Annotated in this window: 17 protein-coding genes; 13 read left to right on the forward strand and 4 right to left on the reverse strand. The window is 50.6% G+C overall.

Going from position 1 to position 19905, the window contains the following annotated elements; all coding sequences use genetic code 11:
* Positions 1-38: 38 nt before the first annotated feature.
* A complete protein-coding gene (locus ACFWUL_RS10680) occupies positions 39-968 on the forward strand; it encodes a PPK2 family polyphosphate kinase (protein WP_416177277.1) in 930 nt (309 codons plus the stop codon).
* Positions 969-1289: 321 nt separating this feature from the next.
* Here the strand turns inward: ACFWUL_RS10680 and ACFWUL_RS10685 are convergent, their stop codons facing one another.
* Positions 1290-2909 (reverse strand): transposase, encoded by a 1620-nt coding sequence (locus ACFWUL_RS10685; RefSeq protein ID WP_416177278.1) that lies wholly within the window; start codon positions 2907-2909, stop codon positions 1290-1292.
* 304 nt (positions 2910-3213) lie between these two features.
* On the opposite strand from ACFWUL_RS10685, the gene ACFWUL_RS10690 reads away from it, so the two are divergent.
* From ACFWUL_RS10690 to ACFWUL_RS10735, 10 genes are all read left to right on the forward strand, one after another.
* Entirely contained in the window at positions 3214-4185 is a 972-nt protein-coding gene (locus ACFWUL_RS10690) for a polyphosphate kinase 2 family protein (protein ID WP_416177279.1), read from the forward strand.
* A 359-nt stretch (positions 4186-4544) separates the two neighbouring features.
* Entirely contained in the window at positions 4545-5612 is a 1068-nt protein-coding gene (locus tag ACFWUL_RS10695) for an OmpA family protein (protein ID WP_297019889.1), read from the forward strand.
* 427 nt (positions 5613-6039) lie between these two features.
* Entirely contained in the window at positions 6040-7440 is a 1401-nt protein-coding gene (locus ACFWUL_RS10700) for a sodium:solute symporter family protein (RefSeq protein ID WP_416177280.1), read from the forward strand.
* 375 nt (positions 7441-7815) lie between these two features.
* Entirely contained in the window at positions 7816-8580 is a 765-nt protein-coding gene (locus tag ACFWUL_RS10705) for an HAD family hydrolase (protein ID WP_416177281.1), read from the forward strand.
* A gap of 369 nt (positions 8581-8949) precedes the next feature.
* A complete protein-coding gene (locus tag ACFWUL_RS10710; RefSeq protein WP_297020935.1) occupies positions 8950-9312 on the forward strand; it encodes an ArsR/SmtB family transcription factor in 363 nt (120 codons plus the stop codon).
* 466 nt (positions 9313-9778) lie between these two features.
* The gene (locus ACFWUL_RS10715; protein WP_297017727.1) at positions 9779-10093 is read left to right on the forward strand and encodes a glycyl-tRNA synthetase; all 315 of its coding nucleotides are present in this window, start codon (positions 9779-9781) and stop codon (positions 10091-10093) included.
* A 351-nt stretch (positions 10094-10444) separates the two neighbouring features.
* Positions 10445-11203 (forward strand): ParA family protein, encoded by a 759-nt coding sequence (locus ACFWUL_RS10720; RefSeq protein WP_297020942.1) that lies wholly within the window; start codon positions 10445-10447, stop codon positions 11201-11203.
* Positions 11196-12050 carry a ParB/RepB/Spo0J family partition protein gene (locus tag ACFWUL_RS10725; RefSeq protein ID WP_416177282.1) on the forward strand — a complete coding sequence of 285 codons (855 nt, stop codon included), beginning with the start codon at positions 11196-11198 and terminating at the stop codon, positions 12048-12050. Before ACFWUL_RS10720 ends, ACFWUL_RS10725 begins: the two co-directional genes overlap by 8 nt.
* 25 nt (positions 12051-12075) lie before the next feature.
* Positions 12076-12648, forward strand: coding sequence for a DUF4446 family protein (locus ACFWUL_RS10730; protein WP_297020947.1), 573 nt, complete (start codon positions 12076-12078; stop codon positions 12646-12648).
* A gap of 111 nt (positions 12649-12759) precedes the next feature.
* Positions 12760-13710 (forward strand): M23 family metallopeptidase, encoded by a 951-nt coding sequence (locus tag ACFWUL_RS10735; protein WP_297020949.1) that lies wholly within the window; start codon positions 12760-12762, stop codon positions 13708-13710.
* Positions 13711-13985: 275 nt separating this feature from the next.
* Here the strand turns inward: ACFWUL_RS10735 and ACFWUL_RS10740 are convergent, their stop codons facing one another.
* On the reverse strand, positions 13986-14882 hold the full coding sequence (locus tag ACFWUL_RS10740; RefSeq protein ID WP_416177283.1) for a LysR family transcriptional regulator: 897 nt from the start codon (positions 14880-14882) through the stop codon (positions 13986-13988).
* A gap of 95 nt (positions 14883-14977) precedes the next feature.
* Here ACFWUL_RS10740 and ACFWUL_RS10745 point away from each other — a divergent pair, with 95 nt between their 5' ends.
* Complete coding sequence (locus tag ACFWUL_RS10745; RefSeq protein ID WP_416177284.1) at positions 14978-15883, forward strand: DMT family transporter; 906 nt, start codon at positions 14978-14980, stop codon at positions 15881-15883.
* 641 nt (positions 15884-16524) lie between these two features.
* Here ACFWUL_RS10745 and ACFWUL_RS10750 read toward each other — a convergent pair.
* Positions 16525-17547 (reverse strand): IS3 family transposase, encoded by a 1023-nt coding sequence (locus tag ACFWUL_RS10750; protein WP_416176805.1) that lies wholly within the window; start codon positions 17545-17547, stop codon positions 16525-16527.
* Positions 17548-17558: 11 nt separating this feature from the next.
* Positions 17559-17963: an HTH domain-containing protein gene (locus ACFWUL_RS10755; RefSeq protein WP_416176806.1), complete on the reverse strand. Its 405-nt coding sequence runs from the start codon at positions 17961-17963 to the stop codon at positions 17559-17561.
* Between the two features lie 363 nt (positions 17964-18326).
* Here ACFWUL_RS10755 and ACFWUL_RS10760 point away from each other — a divergent pair, with 363 nt between their 5' ends.
* On the forward strand, positions 18327-19670 hold the full coding sequence (locus ACFWUL_RS10760; RefSeq protein WP_297020957.1) for an SEL1-like repeat protein: 1344 nt from the start codon (positions 18327-18329) through the stop codon (positions 19668-19670).
* The last annotated feature ends 235 nt before the right edge of the window (positions 19671-19905 follow it).

Below are 19905 nucleotides of genomic sequence, written 5' to 3' on the forward strand. Positions count from 1 at the left end.
AAAAGGAGAGTGTGGTTTCCATGATTGGAGGTCTTTCTATGGATGAAATTAAAGATGGTAAAGTAGATATTGATCGGTATCGCGCCAAGGAGGGCGAAAAAATCAACCTGAAGAAATTCCCTACCAAGTGTGATGTGTCCATTGATAAAGCGAAGGTAAAGAGCCTTTATTTCCCGGAGGTCATTGAAAAGGTGAAGGACCTGCAGGAAAAGCTCTATGCCCAGAATACCTATGGCCTCATTATTGTGCTGCAGGCCATGGATGCTGCCGGCAAGGACGGCACCGTAAACCACGTATTTGCCAACCTGGACCCCGGCGGCGTAAAGGTGGTTTCTTTCAAGCAGCCTACCACAGAGGAAAAGGACCACGACTACATGTGGCGTATCAATAAAGCCCTGCCGGAACGGGGAGACATCGGTATTTTCAACCGTTCCCAGTATGAAGACGTCATCGTTACCAGAATTCACGACCTGATCCATAAGGGTCAGCTGCTCCAGGACCTGATTCACAAGGACATTTGGGAAGAACGGTATGAACAGATCAACAACTGGGAAAAATACCTGCACCAGAATGGCTTTGAAATGGTGAAGATTTTCCTCCATGTGTCGAAGACAGAGCAGCAGCGCCGCCTCATGGACCGCATTATCAACCAGCAGAAGAACTGGAAGTTCTCCATGTCCGATATCAATGAACGGCAGTACTGGGACCAGTACCAGAAGCTCTATGAGGAAATGATTTCCAAGACCTCCAAGGATATTTCGCCATGGTACATCGTGCCGGCGGATAACAAATGGTATACCCGGTACGTGGTGGCACTGATTACCCTGCATGCACTGAAGAAAATTAATCCCCAGTTCCCAAAGCTGTCGCCGGATGTGCAGGCCCAGCTGGAACAGTTCAAGAAACTGATTTCCGAAGTGGATATCAATTCCCTGAAGGAAATCCAGGAGACCATGGATAAGAAATAAAAAGATAGAACCAAAGATTTTTCGGGATTTTCCTTTTCCTTTCAGGGAAGAGGATATCCCTGCTAAGGGAAGCGCTGATTAATTCGCAGAGTCAGATTTCATAAGGATTTTTATGCACTGCTTCGTCATAACTCGGCCAAGGATAAAAGGAAGGCGCTTTGATGTGCAGAAAAGGCGCCAACTTGCCTTGGCTCAGCAGTCCTATGCAGGACTGCTGCTTTAAATAGCTCGCTATTCGCGTCGAGTTATTCCTTGCATTGCATAAAAATCCAAGAATGAAATCTGACAGCGATTTAACCTTAGATTTACACAAATGTAGAACTACACATCAATACCTAATATATCTTTTCTAAACTGGTCAACTTTCACATGGCCTGGAACCTCAACTCCGAGCAGTTTGTAATAATCTTTCACCTGTCGGGAAGGGGTTTCTATAGTAACCATCCCCGCATTATTACAGAAGCACATGAGCGATTGTGTCTTGCCGTATAGTTCTGAAGTAGATAGTCCGCTGTTGTCCATCTTCTTCCTTATCAATAAGAGTGCAATTGTATCTATGATGTCATGCAGGATCTTTCCCCGTACTGTTTCATCAGTCCATTTTGAAAGCGGAAGCATTTCCAGGTAGTCCTTGCTGGTTTTAAATACGGTCTCTATGTCGCAGCGGTTGAAATACAAAGTTAACAGCCGCTCTGGCGTGGTATCAATATTCGAAATCAGTACAAAATAGCCATATTTTACTTCCAACCAGTCCTTGTCCTTATCTTTCATGGATTCGAACCGGTCTTCGTGTTTCAACAGGAAGTCTCTGTACTTTTGCAATGCATTGTTCTTATCGACATACACATAGGCGTATTCATTATGACCAAATAGCTCAATATTCTTTCTATGCCCAAAATATACATGATGCTTACGTACAAAAGTATACTTGCCTTTAGTAAGAAGAGGTTTCACTTTATCATAAAGTTCTTTGAGTGGATATCCTTTTCTTACAGGCATGCGGCCAATCATTGTTTTCTCTGTGCCTATATGAAAAGCACCGATCAATTCCCGTGAAACGTAACCTGAATCGAGAACGAGTGAATCTATGACGATTCCAAGACTGTCTGCAACATCATTGACTACATTCATAATTGTGTTGATGTCCAGTACATTTCCGGGGATAATGTCATACCAGACCGGAAGTCCGGTCTTTTCATCCAATACCAGTATCAGACGTACCATAACATCAGAAGAACCGACGCCATGACAGGATAATGCATTGAAAGGATTATTTTCAATGTCATTCGGGAGTGGTGTTGAGTCAACATAGCACCCTTTCCCGAAATCCGGATTATCTTTCTGCATTGCTTTTACAAATGTACGGAAGAATGCCAGCCTGGTTGCATCACTTCCCATTTTTGCAAAGTAACGTGTATCGCAGCGGAGTGACTCCAGCGGTACATCAGACATCACATAGGAGGCGAATGATTTTATGATGAAATTGTCACAGGATATACGGGATCCGTCCCTCAGAACACCATGAAGGATATGACAGAGGACTCTTTCATAGTCAGATTTTTCTGAAAAAGCTGTGTGAAGGACCTTTATGAGACCTGTTTTTCGGAAAAATTCCAGAAGCAGGAAAACATCTCCGAATACAGTGTGGACCTGTGGCCGGGGGAAGACATTGGTGCCTTCCAGCCGTGGATCATCTTTATCCACCGGCGAAAATGTGTCATTTTTAGCACAATACTCAATCAGGCCACGGGTAGGAGACAGAAAAATGCCATCTTTTTTGTCAGCACTCAGCCAGATTACCTTGCCGAGACGTTCCCGAACGGTGTGCTTAGCGTGGTATGTGCCAAATTTTCCATATTCTGTGTCAATTATGGAAGCCGAGCCACTGATCACAACGCCATTGTCATCTAAAATAAGTCTTTGAGCTTTAATGAACGCCATTATGCTCCTCCCCAAGAACTTCAAGTTCTTGTTAGAACTACATATAATATAGTCCTAAATTTTAAGAGAAGCAATAGTTTATTGAATACATCGACGATTTCGGAATCAGTAGATATCAGTTAAGTGATGTAGTTCTACATTTTTGCTTATCTAAGGTTTAATCAGTGCTTCCCTAAGAGGAGTATTTCATTTTTCGAAAACTTTTTCCGCCGGTGGTGGCGGGAATTTGAAAAACGCGGATTCTCCGGCCGGAGGCCGCTGGTCCGCGCTTTTATTATGTTCGGGGGAATCGATTATGGAGAACATGGAAGAAAACAAAACGGTAAAGGTTGAGGAAAAGAAGTACACCGGCAATGTAAAAATCGATATTGACCGGTACCGGGCCAGGGAGGGAGAAACAATCAACCTGAAGAAATTTTCCACTGCCTGTGATACGGACGTGGATAAGGAATCGGTGAAAATGAGCGCCTTTCCGAAGGCCCTGGATGAGCTGAGTCTTCTCCAGGCAAAGCTCTATGCCCAGAGTACCTATGGACTGGTCATCGTATTGCAGGCCATGGACGCCGCCGGCAAGGACGGCACCATTAAGCATGTCTTTTCCCATCTCGATCCGAACGGTGTCCATGTGGTGTCCTTCAAGCAGCCTACCACGGAAGAAAAGGATCATGACTACATGTGGCGCATCAATAAGGCCCTGCCCCGGCGGGGAGATATCGGTATCTTCAACCGTTCCCACTACGAAGATGTCATCGTGACCCGGGTCCATGACCTCATTAAAAATGACAAACTGCCGAAAAAACTGGTGACCAAGGACATCTGGGAGACCCGGTACCGGCAGATCCGGGACTGGGAGCGGTATCTTTCGGAAAATGGATTCCATGTAATCAAGATTTTCCTCCATGTGTCGAAGAATGAGCAGCGGGACCGGCTGGCGGAACGAATCCTGAACAAGAAGAAAAACTGGAAATTTTCCATGGCTGACCTGAACGAGCGGCGGTACTGGGACCGGTACCAGGAACTCTATGGGGAAATGATTTCTGCCACTTCCACGGAACAGGCGCCCTGGTACATCGTGCCGGCAGACAACAAATGGTATACCCGCTACGTGGTGGCCCAGATCGTGATCCGGGCACTGAAGGACATTGCCCCCAGGTTCCCGGAAATGTCGAAAGAAATCAAGGACCAGCTCGAAGAATTCCGGAAGCTCATCGAAAGCGGCAATGTGGGTATGATCGAAGAAATGCAGGACGTCATGGGAGCGGAAGGGAAAAAATAGAATTGAGAGTTGAGGTCCAGCCGCTGCGCGGCGGTTTTGCATGTAAACAGTCAGTGTCATGGGCATGGAGCTTCTAGCTTCCAGCTTTTAGCAATTAGGAATGCTGGTCAGCCTACGGCATGGATAACTGCCGGAATGATGGGATGAAGAGCGCTGCAGGCAAATCAGTCTTTCTAGCAGCTAGCAGCTAGCAGCTAGCAGCTAGTAGCTAGCAGCTAGAAGCCCCACCCCAGTGACTCTATCCGTAGGAATGCCCAATTATTTGACCGGCAGTCTATCTTTCTGCGGAGCCCGGTTGTTTATGCTATAATATTTCTATAAGACTGTGTAAAGCTCTCTGTTTTCGTGAGGTGAATGATATGAAAAAAATATTACTGGCCCTGGCAGTGGCGGCTTCCGTGTCCGGCGTGGCCTTTGCCTCTCCCCAGACTTCCTTCAAGGAAGGACAGACGGAAATTAATGTGGGCATGTGGGATTCCTCGGCCCATTCTAATGGATATAAGTCCGACGGGGAATGGAATTTCCTGGGCGGTCTGACCTATGGCATCAGTGACCGCTGGGCAGCCCAGTATGAATATACGGGACTCCATACGGACCATACCAATGGCAATATGAATGAAATTAATGCGCTCTATTCCTTCCATCCCCAGGTAGCAGCCTTCGGCGGCTGGAACCGGATTTCCATGAAAGATTTTCCTGACCGTGCTTTCGGCTCTTCGGACCGGGTGAATAACATTGCCCAGCTCGGCGTCATTGCCCGGCAGCCCATTAACGATGTGGTGGATGTGTATGCCAAAGGGGCTGTAGGTACGGAATCCACATCCATGTGGGAAGCAGGGGTGAACCTGGCACTGGATAAGGATGTGGACCTCAACGCAGGCTACCATTACCTCAATACCCGGGGCGATTCGGACCATAACGTATCCTACAAGGGATTCATGGCCGGCGTATCCTACCGTTTCGGCGGCAGCGACAATACACTGGCTCCCACGGAAGAAGAGAAAAATTATGACTACGAAGGGGATAGCGAACCGTCCACGGTGACCGTGAAACCGGCCAATACCAATGCGGATGTTGTCAATGTACCTGCCGATACCCCGGTGAAGGCGCCGGAAAATGATTACTACTTCAACAGTATCCATTTCAAGAGTGATTCTGCCGCCATCGAAGACGGCCAGAAGGCAAACCTCGATGAATTCGTGAAGAAAGCCAAGGAAACGGGCCACGTATTCAAGCTCGTAGGCCGGGCAGACTCCACAGGCAGTGCGGATTACAATAAAGATCTTTCTTCCCGCCGCATTGACAGCGTGAAGAAGTATGCCGTGGACCACGGCGTGGACGCTTCGAAACTGGTGCCCATGGTGAAGGGATCGGAAGACGGCAGCGGCGCTGAAGGACGGCGTGTGGATATTTTTGAACACAAATAAGTAGTAGAGCTCACGAAAGCGCATGGTCAAAGGGTCATGCGCTTTTTTGTTTCCGGCGGTTTTGCATGCTATTGGTTAGTGTCATCGGCACCGGGCTGTTAGCTTCTAGCTGTTAGCAGTCAGGAAAGATCTACAGCCTACGGCACGAATGGCTGACGAAAATATCAGATGGGAAGCGCCGCAGGCTGGCCAGCTTTCCTAAAAGCTAGCCGCTAGCAGCTAGAAGCCCCATGCCGGTGACTCTAACCAACAGCATACAAAACCGACGCGCAGCGGCTATCCAGCTCAAGGCTAAAGGCTCAAGGCTCGTGCCTCTGACCATTAGCATCCAAATTGCCACCGAAAAATTCTTTCCTCTTTTTCCCGTTTAGGTATATAATGCTCTTAAAGCAAAAACGGGGAAATCTTAATTTAGGGGAGGAATAGTATGAATTTAACAACCATGCATGCCATCATCATCCTTGTGACGGTGGCACTGGTCATCGGCATCGGGATTTACCATGCCCGGTCCATCAAGTCTGCGGCGGGGTACAGCGTCGGCGGCAGGAGCGCCGGCGTGCCCCTGGTGGCAGGCAGTATTGCGGGCACCGTCGTAGGCGGCGGCGCCACCGTGGGGACTGCCCAGCTGGCCTACAGCTTCGGCCTGTCGGCCTGGTGGTTTACCCTGGGAAGCGGCATCGCTTTTATTATTATGGGCATTTTTTATGCCCGCCGCATGCGGGGCACCGGGCTGGAGACCATTCCCCAGTTCCTGTCGGTGCATTATGGGAAGAGGGCGGAAGAGCTGTCTTCTGTTATTTCTTCCATAGGCATCCTCTTTTCTGCCGTGGCCAGCTGCCTGCCGGGAATTGAAATCATTTCTTCCCTTTTTGGACTGGATCCCCTGGTTTCTTCGGTGGTTCTTATTGTCCTTGTCATCGGATATACTTTCTTTGGCGGCATGAAGAGCGCCGCCATTGGCGGTATCCTGAAAATGGGCATTATCTGGTTTGCCCTGTTCATTGCAGGATTCGAGGCCTTCCAGGCCATCTATGGCACGGCGGCCTGGAACAGCATGGCGCCATCGGAATTTTCTCTCTTCGGCCGGGGATTTGAACCGTCCATGGCCAATCTTTTCTCTGTCATTGTCGGTGTCCTTTGCACCCAGACCTATATCCAGTGTATTTTCTCTGCCAGCACGCCTGTTACGGCAGCTTTCGGCTGTTTTGCGGCTGCCCTTATCGTCATTCCCGTGGGCCTTCCCAATGTGGCCATCGGTATGTACATGCATATCATGGATCCCGATGTGATGCCCATTCTTGTACTGCCTACGTACCTCATTAACCATACGGGCACCTTCATCGGAAGCCTGGCCATGGGAGGGATTATCCTGTCCCTGGTCAGCGGTATCGGCGGCCTGTCCCTTGGCATCGGTACCATGATTGCCCGGGATATGCTGGCACCGATTTTTAAAATCCGGAATGACCATAGCCTGCTTGTCATCACAAAAATGACGGTGCTGGCGGTCATGATCCTGGCCTGCCTTATTTCCATTGCCAATAGGGGCTCTGAAGTGCTCGTATGGAATTACCTGTCCATGGCCCTTCGGGGTGGCGGTATCTTTATTCCCTTCAGCCTTGCCGTCTTCCTGCCGGGACACCTCACGAAGACCTGGGCCGTCATTTCCATGGCCGGCAGTACCCTGGCTGCCCTTCTGTCTGCTACGGTGATTCACCTGCCCATGGATCCCCTCTTCGTAGGACTCATAGCCAGCGCCATCCTCATCATCCCGGGCCTCAGGATCCACGGCAATCCCCCGGATGAAGGCATCGTGGAAGAGAAGGTGTGAAGAGCTTTTCCTGCTGGTGGAGCATGCTGATGGGTAGAGTCATTCGTACGGGGGCTTCTAGCTTCTAGCGGCTAGCTATTAGGAAAGCTGGTCAGCCTGCGGCGAAAAAGAAAGATTTGAGATTTGAGAGTTGAGAGTTGAGGTCCCGCGGCTTAGCCGCTGATGCTCCAGCCACTTTTCATTCTATAGTCTGTCCAGCTCAAGGCTTGTGCACCTATCCATCAGCATGGAATATATATAAATTCACGGCGCTATACATTTTGTGCGCCGCACCACCACTCCTAACTCCTCACTCCTAACTCCTCACTCCTAACTCCTCACTTTTCAAAGGATGTATACTTTAACTTTATCATAACTTCAGGAAGGACACTCCCCATGTACAAAGCTGTTATTTTTGATATGGACGGTACCATTCTCGATACCATCACCGATATTACGGATTCCGTAAATTATGCCCTGGCCCGGATGGGAGAACGCCATGATTTTACGGCGGATCGGGTGAAGCTGTGCTTCGGGAGCGGCATCCGGGCGGACATGGAAAAGACATTGGCCCTGTCCCGGGGATGCAGTGACAGGGATATCGAATTTGTGGGAAACAGCATTTCCGTTTCTTCCTTTGGCTTTACGGAAAAGGATGTGGACCGGCTGGAATCTATTTTTAATCCCTACTACACCGCCCATTCCCGGAACCATACAGGCCCCTATGAAGGTATAGAACCGCTTCTCCGGAAACTGAAGGAAAAACATGTCCTTACCGCCGTGGCTTCCAATAAGAATGATGGCGATGTGAAAAATCTTTCCGATGGCCTTTTCCCGGGGCTCTTTTCCCTTTCCATGGGAAACAGCCCCGCTATCCACAGGAAACCGGCACCCGATATGATTGACCGTATCCTGCAGGAACTGGGGGTGCCACGAATCGAAGCCCTGTATGTGGGAGATTCGGAAGTGGATATAGAAACGGCGAAAAACAGCAGGGTCCCTTGCATTTCCGTCGCCTGGGGCTTCCGAACCGTGGAATTCCTGAAAAACCACGGTGCCTCGGTCATCGTGAACAGGCCGGAAGAACTGGCGTCGTTGCTGCTGGATTCTGAGCAGCATGCCTGCGGTCAGAGTCATCGGCACGGAGCTTCTGGCTTCTAGCTGTCAGCTGCCAGGAAAGCTGGTCAGCCTACGGCATGGAGGACTGTCAGAAAATATCGGATGAGAAGTGGCACAGGCTGAAGGGGCATTGCGGCGAAGCCGCTGTTCAGCTTTTCTAGAGGCTAAAAGCTAGCCGCCAGAAGCCCCGTGCTGGTGACACTAACCGTTAACACCCACCCACCGCTTACGCGGTCCCCTTCCCTCTAAAGAGAGAGCTCAGGCGCCTGCGGCGAAGCCGCGGGACCTCAACTCTCAACTCTCAAAACTCAACTCTTTTTTATATCTTGACGCAGATTTGACAAATCGCTTCATGTCTGTTACTCTCTCTATAGAAATAATTCTATCTATTTGTTGGGAGTTTATATCACTATGGAAAAAATTTATATTGATACTGCAAAAATTTTAAAAGCCATTTCTGATCCCAAACGACTGAAGATTGTAGACATGCTTTCCTGTCATGAACAGTGCGCCTGCAAAATTCAGGAGGCCTTTGCCATTACCCAGCCCACCCTGTCCCATGATATGAAGGTTCTTGTGGAATCAGGACTTATCCTGGACCGGCGGGATGGAAAGAATATCTTTTATTCCCTGAATCCGGTGGTGCTGAAGGAAGTGTACTCCATTATGGGAGAAATCTTCCGGAATAAGCTGCACTGTGTGTGCGATGGGAAACACCATGGCCATCATCAGGAATCGGTTTCGGACTGTGAAAAAGAACTGACTTCCCTGTAAAAAGAAGCTGGGGAACTGTGGAAAACACGGTCCCCGGCTTTTTAAATTTCTCAGAGAGTATGCTTACGGTTGGAGCCATTGGGCACAGGGCTTTTAGCTTCTAGCTGTTAGCTTTTAGGAAAACTGACCAGCCTGCGGCGCTTCCCATCGGGTATGCAACAGTTCTTCATGCCGTAGGCTGCTGAGTTTTCCTGGCTGCTAATAGCTAGAAGCTAAAAGCCCCATGCAGGTAACTCTATCCATCAGCATGCAAACTTGCGGCGCAGCCGCGGGACCTCAATTCTCAACTCTCAATTCTTTCCTGCCAGCTCGAAGCTCCTGCAGAAATGACTCTTCCCGTAATCACGCAACCATATAAAAATAATATATTTTATCCATTATCTTCTGTTTACCATGAAAAAGTGGTAAACTATATACGGAAATAGCAATATGGGATTGTTATAAATTGGTCGTAGAGGTGATAAACATGGCAGAAGTAACAGAAAAAAGTGTTGTTGTCTGCGGCGTTGATAAATACGCTGTAGCAGATCTGAAGCGTGTTTACGGTGGCGTAAGCTATCAGGGAGAGGAATATGTATTCCTTCAGTTCCCGGTTGTTGGCGACACAGTAAGGGAATATCGTCCGGACAGCTATACCACGGCAATTCGTCTTGGCGATGAAATTTTCGACGGCAAGACCTTCCACTATCATGTAACCCTGACCTATGATGGCCACGTAAGAGAAGTGGCTTATCTGGGCCTCGATGATGCAGGCAGACCGGATACCGTTGATATCGAATAATCCCTGTCATCCAGTAAAAGAACCGGGCGTGTCCCGGTTTTTTTATTGGAAAAATGGATGGCATACTGAGGGGGAGGGTCACATAGGTGCGGGGGCTTCCAGCTTCTGGCTGCTAGCTGCCAGGAAAGCTGTACAGCCTACGGCATGTTGGTATTATTGGAAATCCTGGATGGGAAGCGCCGCAGGTGAATCAGCTTTCCTGGCCAGTGACTCTACACGCAAGCATACTAACCCACCAACCCACCAACCCACCAACCCCATCATCATGCGCCCCAAATAGCCTATTTTCCTCCCATTTTTCCCATGCAATTATGGTATAATAAAATGGATTATCTATGAAAGGAAGAGACCATGGGAACGATCATCAGCATCATCAACCAGAAGGGCGGCGTAGGCAAGACCACCACCGCCGTGAACCTGGCTGCCTGCCTGGCGGATAAGGGGCACAAGACACTCCTCATCGATGAAGATTCACAGGGCAATTCCACCAGCGGCCTCAGTAAATCCGTGGATTTCGAAAAGAGCCTGTACGATGTACTGCTGGATGATGAGCCCGTGGACCATGCCATCGTAAAGACGGCGGTCAAAAAGCTCCATCTCCTTCCGGCTTCCATCGACCTGGCGGGGGCGGAAATCGAGATTGCTCCCCTTCCGGAACGGGAGTCCCTGCTGAAGAAGAAAATAGAACCTCTCCGGGAGGAATATGAGTATATACTTATTGACTGTCCTCCGTCCCTGGGACTCATGACGCTGAATGCCCTGGTAGCCTCGGATTCCATTATCATTCCTATCCAGGCGGAATTTTATGCTCTGGAAGGACTGTCCCAGCTGGTGAAGACGGTGCAGGTGGTATCCCGCCGCATGAATCCCCGGCTCCATATCCTGGGCATCCTTCTCACCATGTTTGACGGACGGACGAACCTGTCCCTACAGGTGGCGGAAGAAGTGAAGAAGTACTTCGGTTCCAAAGTGTTCCGTACTGTGATACCCCGGACCGTCAAGCTGTCGGAAGCACCGAGCTTCGGGGAGCCCATTCTGACCTATGCCCCAAAATCAAAAGGGGCCGAGGCCTATAAGAAACTGTGTCGGGAGGTTTTGAAGCGTGAATAAGAAAAAATTGGGACGGGGGCTGGGAGAGCTCCTGGGCGATGACTACCAGGATACGGGAAAGGTCCTGGACCTTTCGGTGGACCGCATCGTTCCCAATCCCTGGCAGCCCCGTCAGGATTTCGATGAAGAATCACTGGCTTCCCTTTCGGCGTCCATCAAAAAGGATGGCCTCATCCAGCCGGTGGCGGTACGGGATAAAGGGCATTCTTCCTATGAACTCATCACCGGGGAGCGGCGCTGGCGGGCGGCTAAGATGGCGGGCCTTGCCACCATTCCCGCCATTGTCCTTGATTATGATGACCGGGGCATGGCAGAAATGGCGCTGGTGGAAAACCTGCAGCGGAAAGACCTGAATCCTGTGGAAGAAGGCATGGCTTACCGGAAGCTCATGGATACCTATGGCCTCACCCAGGAAGAGGTATCCGAAAAAGTGGGAAGGAGCCGTCCCTATATAGCCAACATGATTCGTCTCCTGGAACTGCCGGAGGAAGTACGAAATCTCCTGTCTGCCGGAAAGCTTACAGCCGGCCAGGCAAGGCCTCTCCTTTCCCTTGGCAGTGATGCGGAAAAGGTGAGTCTCGCCCGCCGTATCGTATCGGAAGGCCTTTCTGCCCGACGGGTGGAAGAGCTGGTGCGGGCCGGTAAGCCGAAGAAAGTAGAAAAGAAGGATCCCGTTTCCGAATATCTGAAGGCCATCGAGGAAAAGATGGGCCTTTCCGTGGGGACGAAGGTCCGTATCCGGGTGGGAAAAGGAAAGAATGCCCACAAAGGGACCATTTCCATTTCCTTTAAAAATGATGAAGAATTCCAGCGAATCGCAGAGCTGCTTGATTCGCAGGGGAAATAATACAGGTGGAGTGTAAAGTACGATTATGATCAATCCCAATACAGTCATTTATGCCGGCATCGGCATTGTTGTTATCCTTTTCCTTTTCATGGTTCTCCAGTACTTCCTGCTGAGGGCCAAGGTGAACCGGCTGTCCAAAAAATACAAGTACTTCATGAATGGGGAAGACGGCGGTTCCATCGAACTGAAGCTGTCCACGGAAGTCAGGGAACTTCGGGAAATGGTGGCTTCTTCGGAAAATATGCTCCACCAGCAGGAACTCCTGGCTACCATGCAGCTCCAGTCCTTCCAGAAGGTGGGGCTGGTGCGGTACGATGCCTTTGATGATACGGGAGACAAGCTATCCTTTTCCCTCACATTGCTGGATGGGAAAAATAACGGCTTCATCCTGTCTTCCCTGGCCGGCCATGATACGTCCCGGATCTATGCAAAACAGATTGTGAAGGGCCAGTGCAAAGAAGCCCTGTCTTCGGAAGAAGCAGAAAGCATCAATATGGCTTTGGATACACTGATGCCGGATATTGCCAATGAAGGAATGCCCCAGGGACAGGCCCAGGGCGTTCCGGCAGGCCAGAAAATCGACACCGCAAAGAAATAAAAGCCTTTGGGAGAGGGCAGGTTTTAAAGAATAGAATTTGATTAAGAATAGGGGGATATTTCAGGGACTTTCCATCCATGGAGAGCCCCATCGTATAGAAGCAGGTTCTGAATGAAGAAGACAACGAATGAAAAAACAGGAGAAGTGACATTCTCCTTTACCGATAAAGAAATCAGAAAACTGAAAATCGGCGCCATTGCAGGGGCCGTTGTATTTGTCCTGAGCCTTGGTACGGCCGTGTATTCCGCCGCTTCCATGAATACCCTCAGAAATGAAAATGAGCTTTATAAAAACCAGCTCAAAATGGCGGAAGAGAAGATGGATGCCCTGGCGGACAAGACGAAGACCATCGAGAAAATGTCCGGCCAGCTCCAGGATATGATCAAAGCCAATAATAACGGTGCGGGACAGAATATTTCCACCTCCGGTGAAGGCGGACAAGGCGGCGCATCCACGGTGCCGGACAAGGCCAGGGATGTGAAGGCTTCGGAGCACGAAAATGTCTCTTCCGATGACGGCGATATTTCCACGCCCGGACAGCTTTTGAGCCGCATGCGGAAACTGGACCAGCGGCTGGACAGCCAGATCAAGACCATGATTGTCCTCCGGGAAAAACTCCTGAACCAGACCTACGGCTCCGCAGCACCCCTGCTTCATACTTCATCCACCACCCCTGATATCTGGCCTGTGTCCGGAACTGTCTCCAGTTCCTACGGCTTCCGGAACAGCCCCGGTGGTATCGGTTCCACCTACCATGAAGGCATCGATATTGCCGTGGACTACGGCACTCCCGTGGAAGCCACCGCTTCCGGCGTGGTGACCCAGGCAGGCTGGGTAGCGGGCTACGGCAACCTGGTGGAAATCAAGCATGACGGCGGTATCACCACCCGGTACGGCCACAATTCTGCCCTCCTGGTGTCCGTGGGACAAGAGGTGGACCAGGGCACGGTAATTGCCCTGGCAGGAAGCACGGGAAACAGCACAGGCCCCCACTGCCACTATGAAGTGCGCATCAACGGGGACGCCGTGGATCCGGTCTACTTCCTCCCGGCAAACCAGTAACTGATAAAATCAAAAGCACGGAGAAAGGGAAAAATCCTTTTCTCCGTGCTTTTTTGTGCTGTCGGATAGAGTCATTCTGGCAGGGCTATTAGCTGCTAGCTCCTGGCTGTCAGGAAAGATGATTCGCCTGCGGCGCTTCTCATCCGATATTTCAGTCCAGTCATTCGCGCCGTCGGCTGATGAGCTTTCCTGGAAACTGGCAGCTAATAGCTGGAAGCCCCGCTCGAATGACTCTATCCGACAGTATGCGTTTCGCCGCAAAGCGGCTGGCCAGCTCAATGCCCCGCATGAAAGCCGCTCCCTGTCTTTATCCATGAACAGGCGAAAGATGCCAGGTCCTCCGCTTCCTTTGTGGGATGGAGGGGCAGCGCTATGCCCAGGGTCCGGTGGACCTCAGGAACCAGGGGAAGGCACAAGACCCCCTCCGGCAGACGGGAAAGGCTGAGACGGGGCATGGCGGTGGCGCCCAGGCCTGCTTTCACCATGGAAAGGAGGGTATAGTCATCGTCACAGGTGACGGATATGTCCTTTCGTGGAGGAATATCCAGATAATAGGTGAGGTCATTCATGGGAGCCATGAGGAGGGGATAGGCTATGAGCTCGTCCCTGGTGATTTCCTTCTGTCCGGTATGGAGGAAAGAGGGCGGAAGCACCGCCTCATACCGGTCTTTTTGCAGGGGAATGAAGGAAAATCCCCGGCACCTGCGGTCATCGCCAAAGGCAATATCGATTTTTCCTTCCGTCAGCCACTGGTGAATGATATCCGTACCGACACGGATATCGAAAAGAAGGGATTCATGGCGGCCTTTATATTCCTTCAGTATTGACGGAAGCCAGAGGTTGGCCATGCTGGAAAAGGCGCCGATACGAAGGGGCCTCTTTCGCCCTTCCCGGATGCGCCGGGTCTTTTCCTCCAAAAGGCTATAGCTCCCTTCCATGTCCAGAAGGAAAGGATAGAGCTCCTGTCCCTCCTTTGTGAGGCCAATGCCCCGGTGGGTTCGTTCCAGTATTTTAAATCCCAGTTCCTGCTCTACGCCGTTCATGAGCTGGGACAGGCCGGACTGGGTGCAATGCAGCTTTTCTGCTGCCCTGTTCAGACTTCCTGTTTCGATGGCGCAGAGGAGCGCTTTCAGTTTGTATTGGTCCATGGCAGTTCTTTCCAGTAAAGACATAGTACGATTTCTACTAACCCTATTATAGAGTCTCCTTATCTTTTTATCAAAAGATGAGAGATAATAACGATAAATCATGGATAAGGAGGAAAACCATGAATCAGTCAGACCGGCAGGGGATAGTAGAAGTACTCATAGGAAGTATGCTGTGGGGTTCCATCGGTGTCTTCGTTCTTTGGATGGACCGGCTGGGGTCTTCCTCTGCCCTCACCGCCTTTCTCCGCATGGCCTTTGCTTTTTTGATTCTTTTCGGTATGACCCTGTTCCATGGCGGATGGAGGGCCCTGCGGATTTCAAAGAAGGGGCTTCTCTGGTCTGCTCTTCTGGGGCTGGTGTGCCAGGGGCTGTACAATGTTTTCTATAATGAAGCCATTGTGGATATCGGTATGACCCTGAGTGCGGTCCTTCTGAATGTGGCTCCCCTCTGTACCATGACCCTGTCCCACCTGGTATTTAAAGAGCGATTTTCTTCCCGCAAATGGACGGCTCTCTGTTTATGTATGGTCGGCTGTTTCTTTACTGTCACCGGTGGCTGCCTTTCTTTTGGAAACCTTTCGGTCCCGGGCATTCTCTGCGGCCTTCTTTCCGGTATTTCCTACGGTATGACTTCCATATTCGGAAAGCTGGCAGGAGAAAAGGCCGATGTCTTTACTATGAGCCTTTACAGTTATTTCTTTGCGGCCCTGTTTCTTCTTCTCTTTTCCCATTCCTTCCTGTATGAACCCTGGAATGGGGCGGTGCTCCTGGCAGGCTTTCTCTATGCTTTGATACCTACGGCCATTGCCTATATCCTCTATTACCGGGGTCTGCAGAAAATCAGGGAAAACAGCCGGGTCCCGGTCATCGCTTCAGCGGAAACGGTGGTGGCTGCTATCCTGGGCCCTTTCCTTTTTCACGAATCCCTGTCCTTGGCCCAGGCCATGGGTATCCTGCTGGTCCTCTTTTCTATCGTTCTCATGAATGGCAAAATGTTTCACGTGAAACAAAAAGACTGGATTTGAAGTTTGGATTTTGAGGATGTATTGGGATATTTTAGTATATCAAGCTTTCCGGTGAGGTCGGTGTATGGCCCCAATGGGGTGAATGGTTCGTAATGGTTGTGGGTTGGCATCGCTGCGCTTGCCAACCGGGTTGTGGCTGCATGCCAAAGCTGACGCCTTGGCGCAGCGGGGGCGTAAGGTAGGACGGCCTGCGGCGCTCCCAACAGAATCCCTCACTCCGGTGGAGTGGTAAACAGACGGTGTTTGTAGTGAATCGGAGTTGACGGAGGTTGGCCGTTGGAAGTGCCACAGGCGAATCCACTTTATGCCCCCGGTGCGAAGCACTTACAACCCGGTGAACGAGCGAAGCAATGTTCACCCACAACCTTTAGCCCCATTCACCCCGTTTGGGGGTGCTCGCCAACCACAGACCCAAACACCTAGACAAACCTTAATATGACGGGCTGGTAGTAATCCATTAAAAAATAGCGGCGCCATTCAATTTGTGCGCCGCTCCTGAACTGGCCCCCTTGTCAAGGACACAATTAAAAGTGTAGTTTGAACCCCAAAGAGGGGCACCTGCTCACGTCCACCCTGACATTGCCACGCATTGGCGTCGTATAGGCTCCAGCACAAGTGCCTGTGCTGGTTTGCCTCATTTGCTACGGTATTTGCCCAAATAAGCTCCCAATAACGGCATCTACGGCCAGCTCGCAAGGATCCCTGGTAATTTCAGGAGGAGCGGGCACGTAGGGGACGTCCAAAGGGTATTTTCCGGTAGTTACGAAATTGTAGAATTCATTTGGGGAAAGCTTTGCCAGATTCCACTGGTAGCGACGGTTATTGTAATAGTCAATATAATCATCAATGATGGTTTTCACCTCCTCGAAGCTGGTAGCAACGGCCAACTTGTCTCTGATGCAGTCCTTCATGTGGCCAAAGAAACTTTCCTGTGGTGCATTGTCCCAGCAGTTTCCTCTTCTTGACATAGACCGGCGAAGGTTACTTTTTCGAAGAATATCGACAAAATCATAGCTTGTATAGTGGCTGCCCTGATCTGAATGGATAATGGTCATTGTATTCAATGCTATAGGGTGGTCCCGTAGTAGAGCTTTGACTGTATCTAGTACAAAGTCAACCTCCAGGGAATCGCTGACCACGTAGGCCAGAATCTGCTTGGTAAAGGCATCCAAAATAGTAGATAAGTAGGCAAAAATTCCATTGTATGGCAGGTAGGTAATGTCCGTCAGTAGAACCGTTCTGGGGCCAAATTCCTCAAACCGTCTCTTCAACAGGTTTGCAACCACATTTCCTGTCTGAAAATCCCGCAGAATCTTTCTTCGTGGGTTCAGCTTTCTGAGAGGGCATATGAGATTGTACTTGTTCATCAGCCGTAAAACTTTCTTCCGGTTCATAATGATCGGCGGGGTCATATGCAGCAGGGTCATATGGATTTCCCGGGCCCCCTTGGGATATCCATCCATGTTGTATGCACGCAGAATGAGGTCAAAGTCTCGACGGTCTCTTTCTTCACGGGCTGCACGGAGTGGTGCGGCGTTCAGCCATGCATAGTATCCGCTGCGGGAGACACCGGCTATATTGCAGAGATCTTTGATGTTGAGCCGATTCCCCGACGCCTGCGTAGTTTCGTAGATGATTTCAAATATACTGGAGGAGTCATTCATGAGCACTGCACCTATTTTCTCGAAATCCCTACAGATGTAATTTTTTTTAAAAACTCCACCTGTTGCTGCAGGTATTCCACCCTGCTTTCGAGACGGCTTAGAGGATCTTGCCCGCTGACAGCCGCCGGGCCTTTGGAGGGGCCCGGCGGCTTGCGCCCCTCGTGGAATTCGCCGTATTTGGCGTACTCATCCTTGATGTGCTGAGTAATACTCCAAATCCTTCTCTGCCCAATAACGTCGGCTGAAAAGCCATGGTGCTTCAGAATGTCCCTTGGCAATGCGCCCTTTTGGTACTCGGCATAGAATTTTTCTTTGAAACTCTTAGTCAGCATCAATGTTGACCTTGTAACGCTGAAAACGTTGGGGTTCAGGATTAAATCGGCTATCTGTTTGTCGGTAAATAGTTGTTTGCTCATGTGCATCCTCCTTGAAATGATGTAGATTGAGCATACCATAGGCACCGAGGTTGTGTCTAACAGGCCGGACCATGGTTGGCGCGCCATCCAGACCTGCGTCACGCCTAAAGGCGCCTGGAGTGGGGAGGAAAACTGTGAGGACGTGTCCAAAATATGGGGGCCTCACTTTCGGACGTGTCCACTCCTCGGGATCCAGTTTATCCTTCACTCCTAACTCCTCCCTCCTCACTCCTCACTCACAGGCACTCATTTCCAATGGATTGAGCAAGCAATTCCATACAGTTACATACCTTGACCTTCCTTCCCATGAATTATATCATTGAACCAAAGGTAAAGATCATAAGTTCACAAGCGAGGTTTTTTATGAAAGATACCATTGAAGAAGCACAGAAACTGTATAATGCCGGGAAATATCTGGAATGCCGGGCCATGTACCAGCGCATTGCAGAAGGTCCCTATGATGACAGGGAGAGAGGCATTGCCTCTTCCATGCTGGTCCATATCTATGGCCGGGGCATGGGAACCCCGGAGAACGATGCCCTGTCCGATGAGTGGCTTTCTAAAGGGACGGCCCTGAAGTGTCCGCTTTCCCTGTTTTTCCTGTACATGCAGGATACGGATATGGAGAGCCGGGAATTTGAAAATTTCATGAAGAAACTTCGAAACCTGGCAAAAGAGGGATCCACCCTGGCCATGCAGGAACTGGGGCTCATTTATGAAATGGGATTCCATCGGAAGAAGGATCTGGCGAAGGCCCTTTCCTGGTATGAAAAGGCGGGGGACCTGGGCGATGCGTCGTCCATGCTCCAGGCGGGATGGCTCCTGGTTGATGAATCTTCTCCCCTCTACGATGATCATAAAGCATACCTCTGGTTCCTGAAGGGGGCGGCCCTTGGTTTTTCAGGCACCGAGTACGAACTGGGAAACTGTTACTGGCTGGGCCGGGGCGTGGAACGGAATGAAGAAAGGGCGATTACTCTCTTTGAGCGGGCCGCAGACCATGGAAATATGGAAGCCTGCGGCACCCTGTGGCAGATTTATGCCCGGGAAGGCAGGACCGATGAGAAGGGCCAGGTCCACTATGACAAGGAAAAGGCTTTCCGCTATCTGAAAATGGGAGTAGACCGGGGCGACCGGGATGGCATCATCGTGCTGGCCATGTGTTACCTTATGGGAGAAGGAACGCCGAAAAATCCGGAAAAGGCCTTTTCCCTGTACCAGGCAGCCTGGGACCAGGGAGATGCCATGGCGGGAGCCATGATGGGGACCATGTATGTCAATGGTCTTCTGGGGGAAGAAAACCGGGAAAAGGGCATTGCCTACCTGAAGCAGTCCGCCAGTGAAGGATGCCTGGATGCGGTGCGGGAACTGGGCAGCTGCTACCTGGAAGGAAAGGGCATCCTGCCGGATGAGGAGGAAGGACTTTCTCTCCTTCGGGAAGCGGCGGAAGAGGGGGACGGCGAAAGCTATACCCGCATAGGATGCCATTACCTGGAGGAAAAGGATGCCCAAAGGGCCTATGATGCCTTTGTAAAGGCAGAGGGCCTGGGAAACGGGAATGGAGAGTTTTACCTTGCCTGTTTCTACCTCCATGGAACCGTGGTACCCAGAAACCTTCGGAGGGCGGAGGAACTGTTCCGCCGGTCCGCAGAAAAGGGCGTCCAGCCGGCGGTGGACATGTTGAAGGAACATTTTTATCGGGATTAGTGGAGAAAGTGGCTGAGGGGTAGAGTCAAACGCGTGAGGGCTTCCAGCTTTTAGCTGCCAGCTTTCAGGAGAGCCGGTCAGCCTACGGCATGAATGACTGGGCGGACATATCAGATGGGAAGCGCCGCAGGCAAATCAGTTTTCCTGATAGCTAATTGCTGGCAGCTGGAAGCCCCGTGCCAGTGACTCTTCCCACCAGCATGCCATACCGCGGCGGAGCCGCTGGACCTCAAAT

This window comes from Dialister sp., from assembly GCF_047832375.1.
Taxonomy (GTDB): domain Bacteria; phylum Bacillota; class Negativicutes; order Veillonellales; family Dialisteraceae; genus Dialister.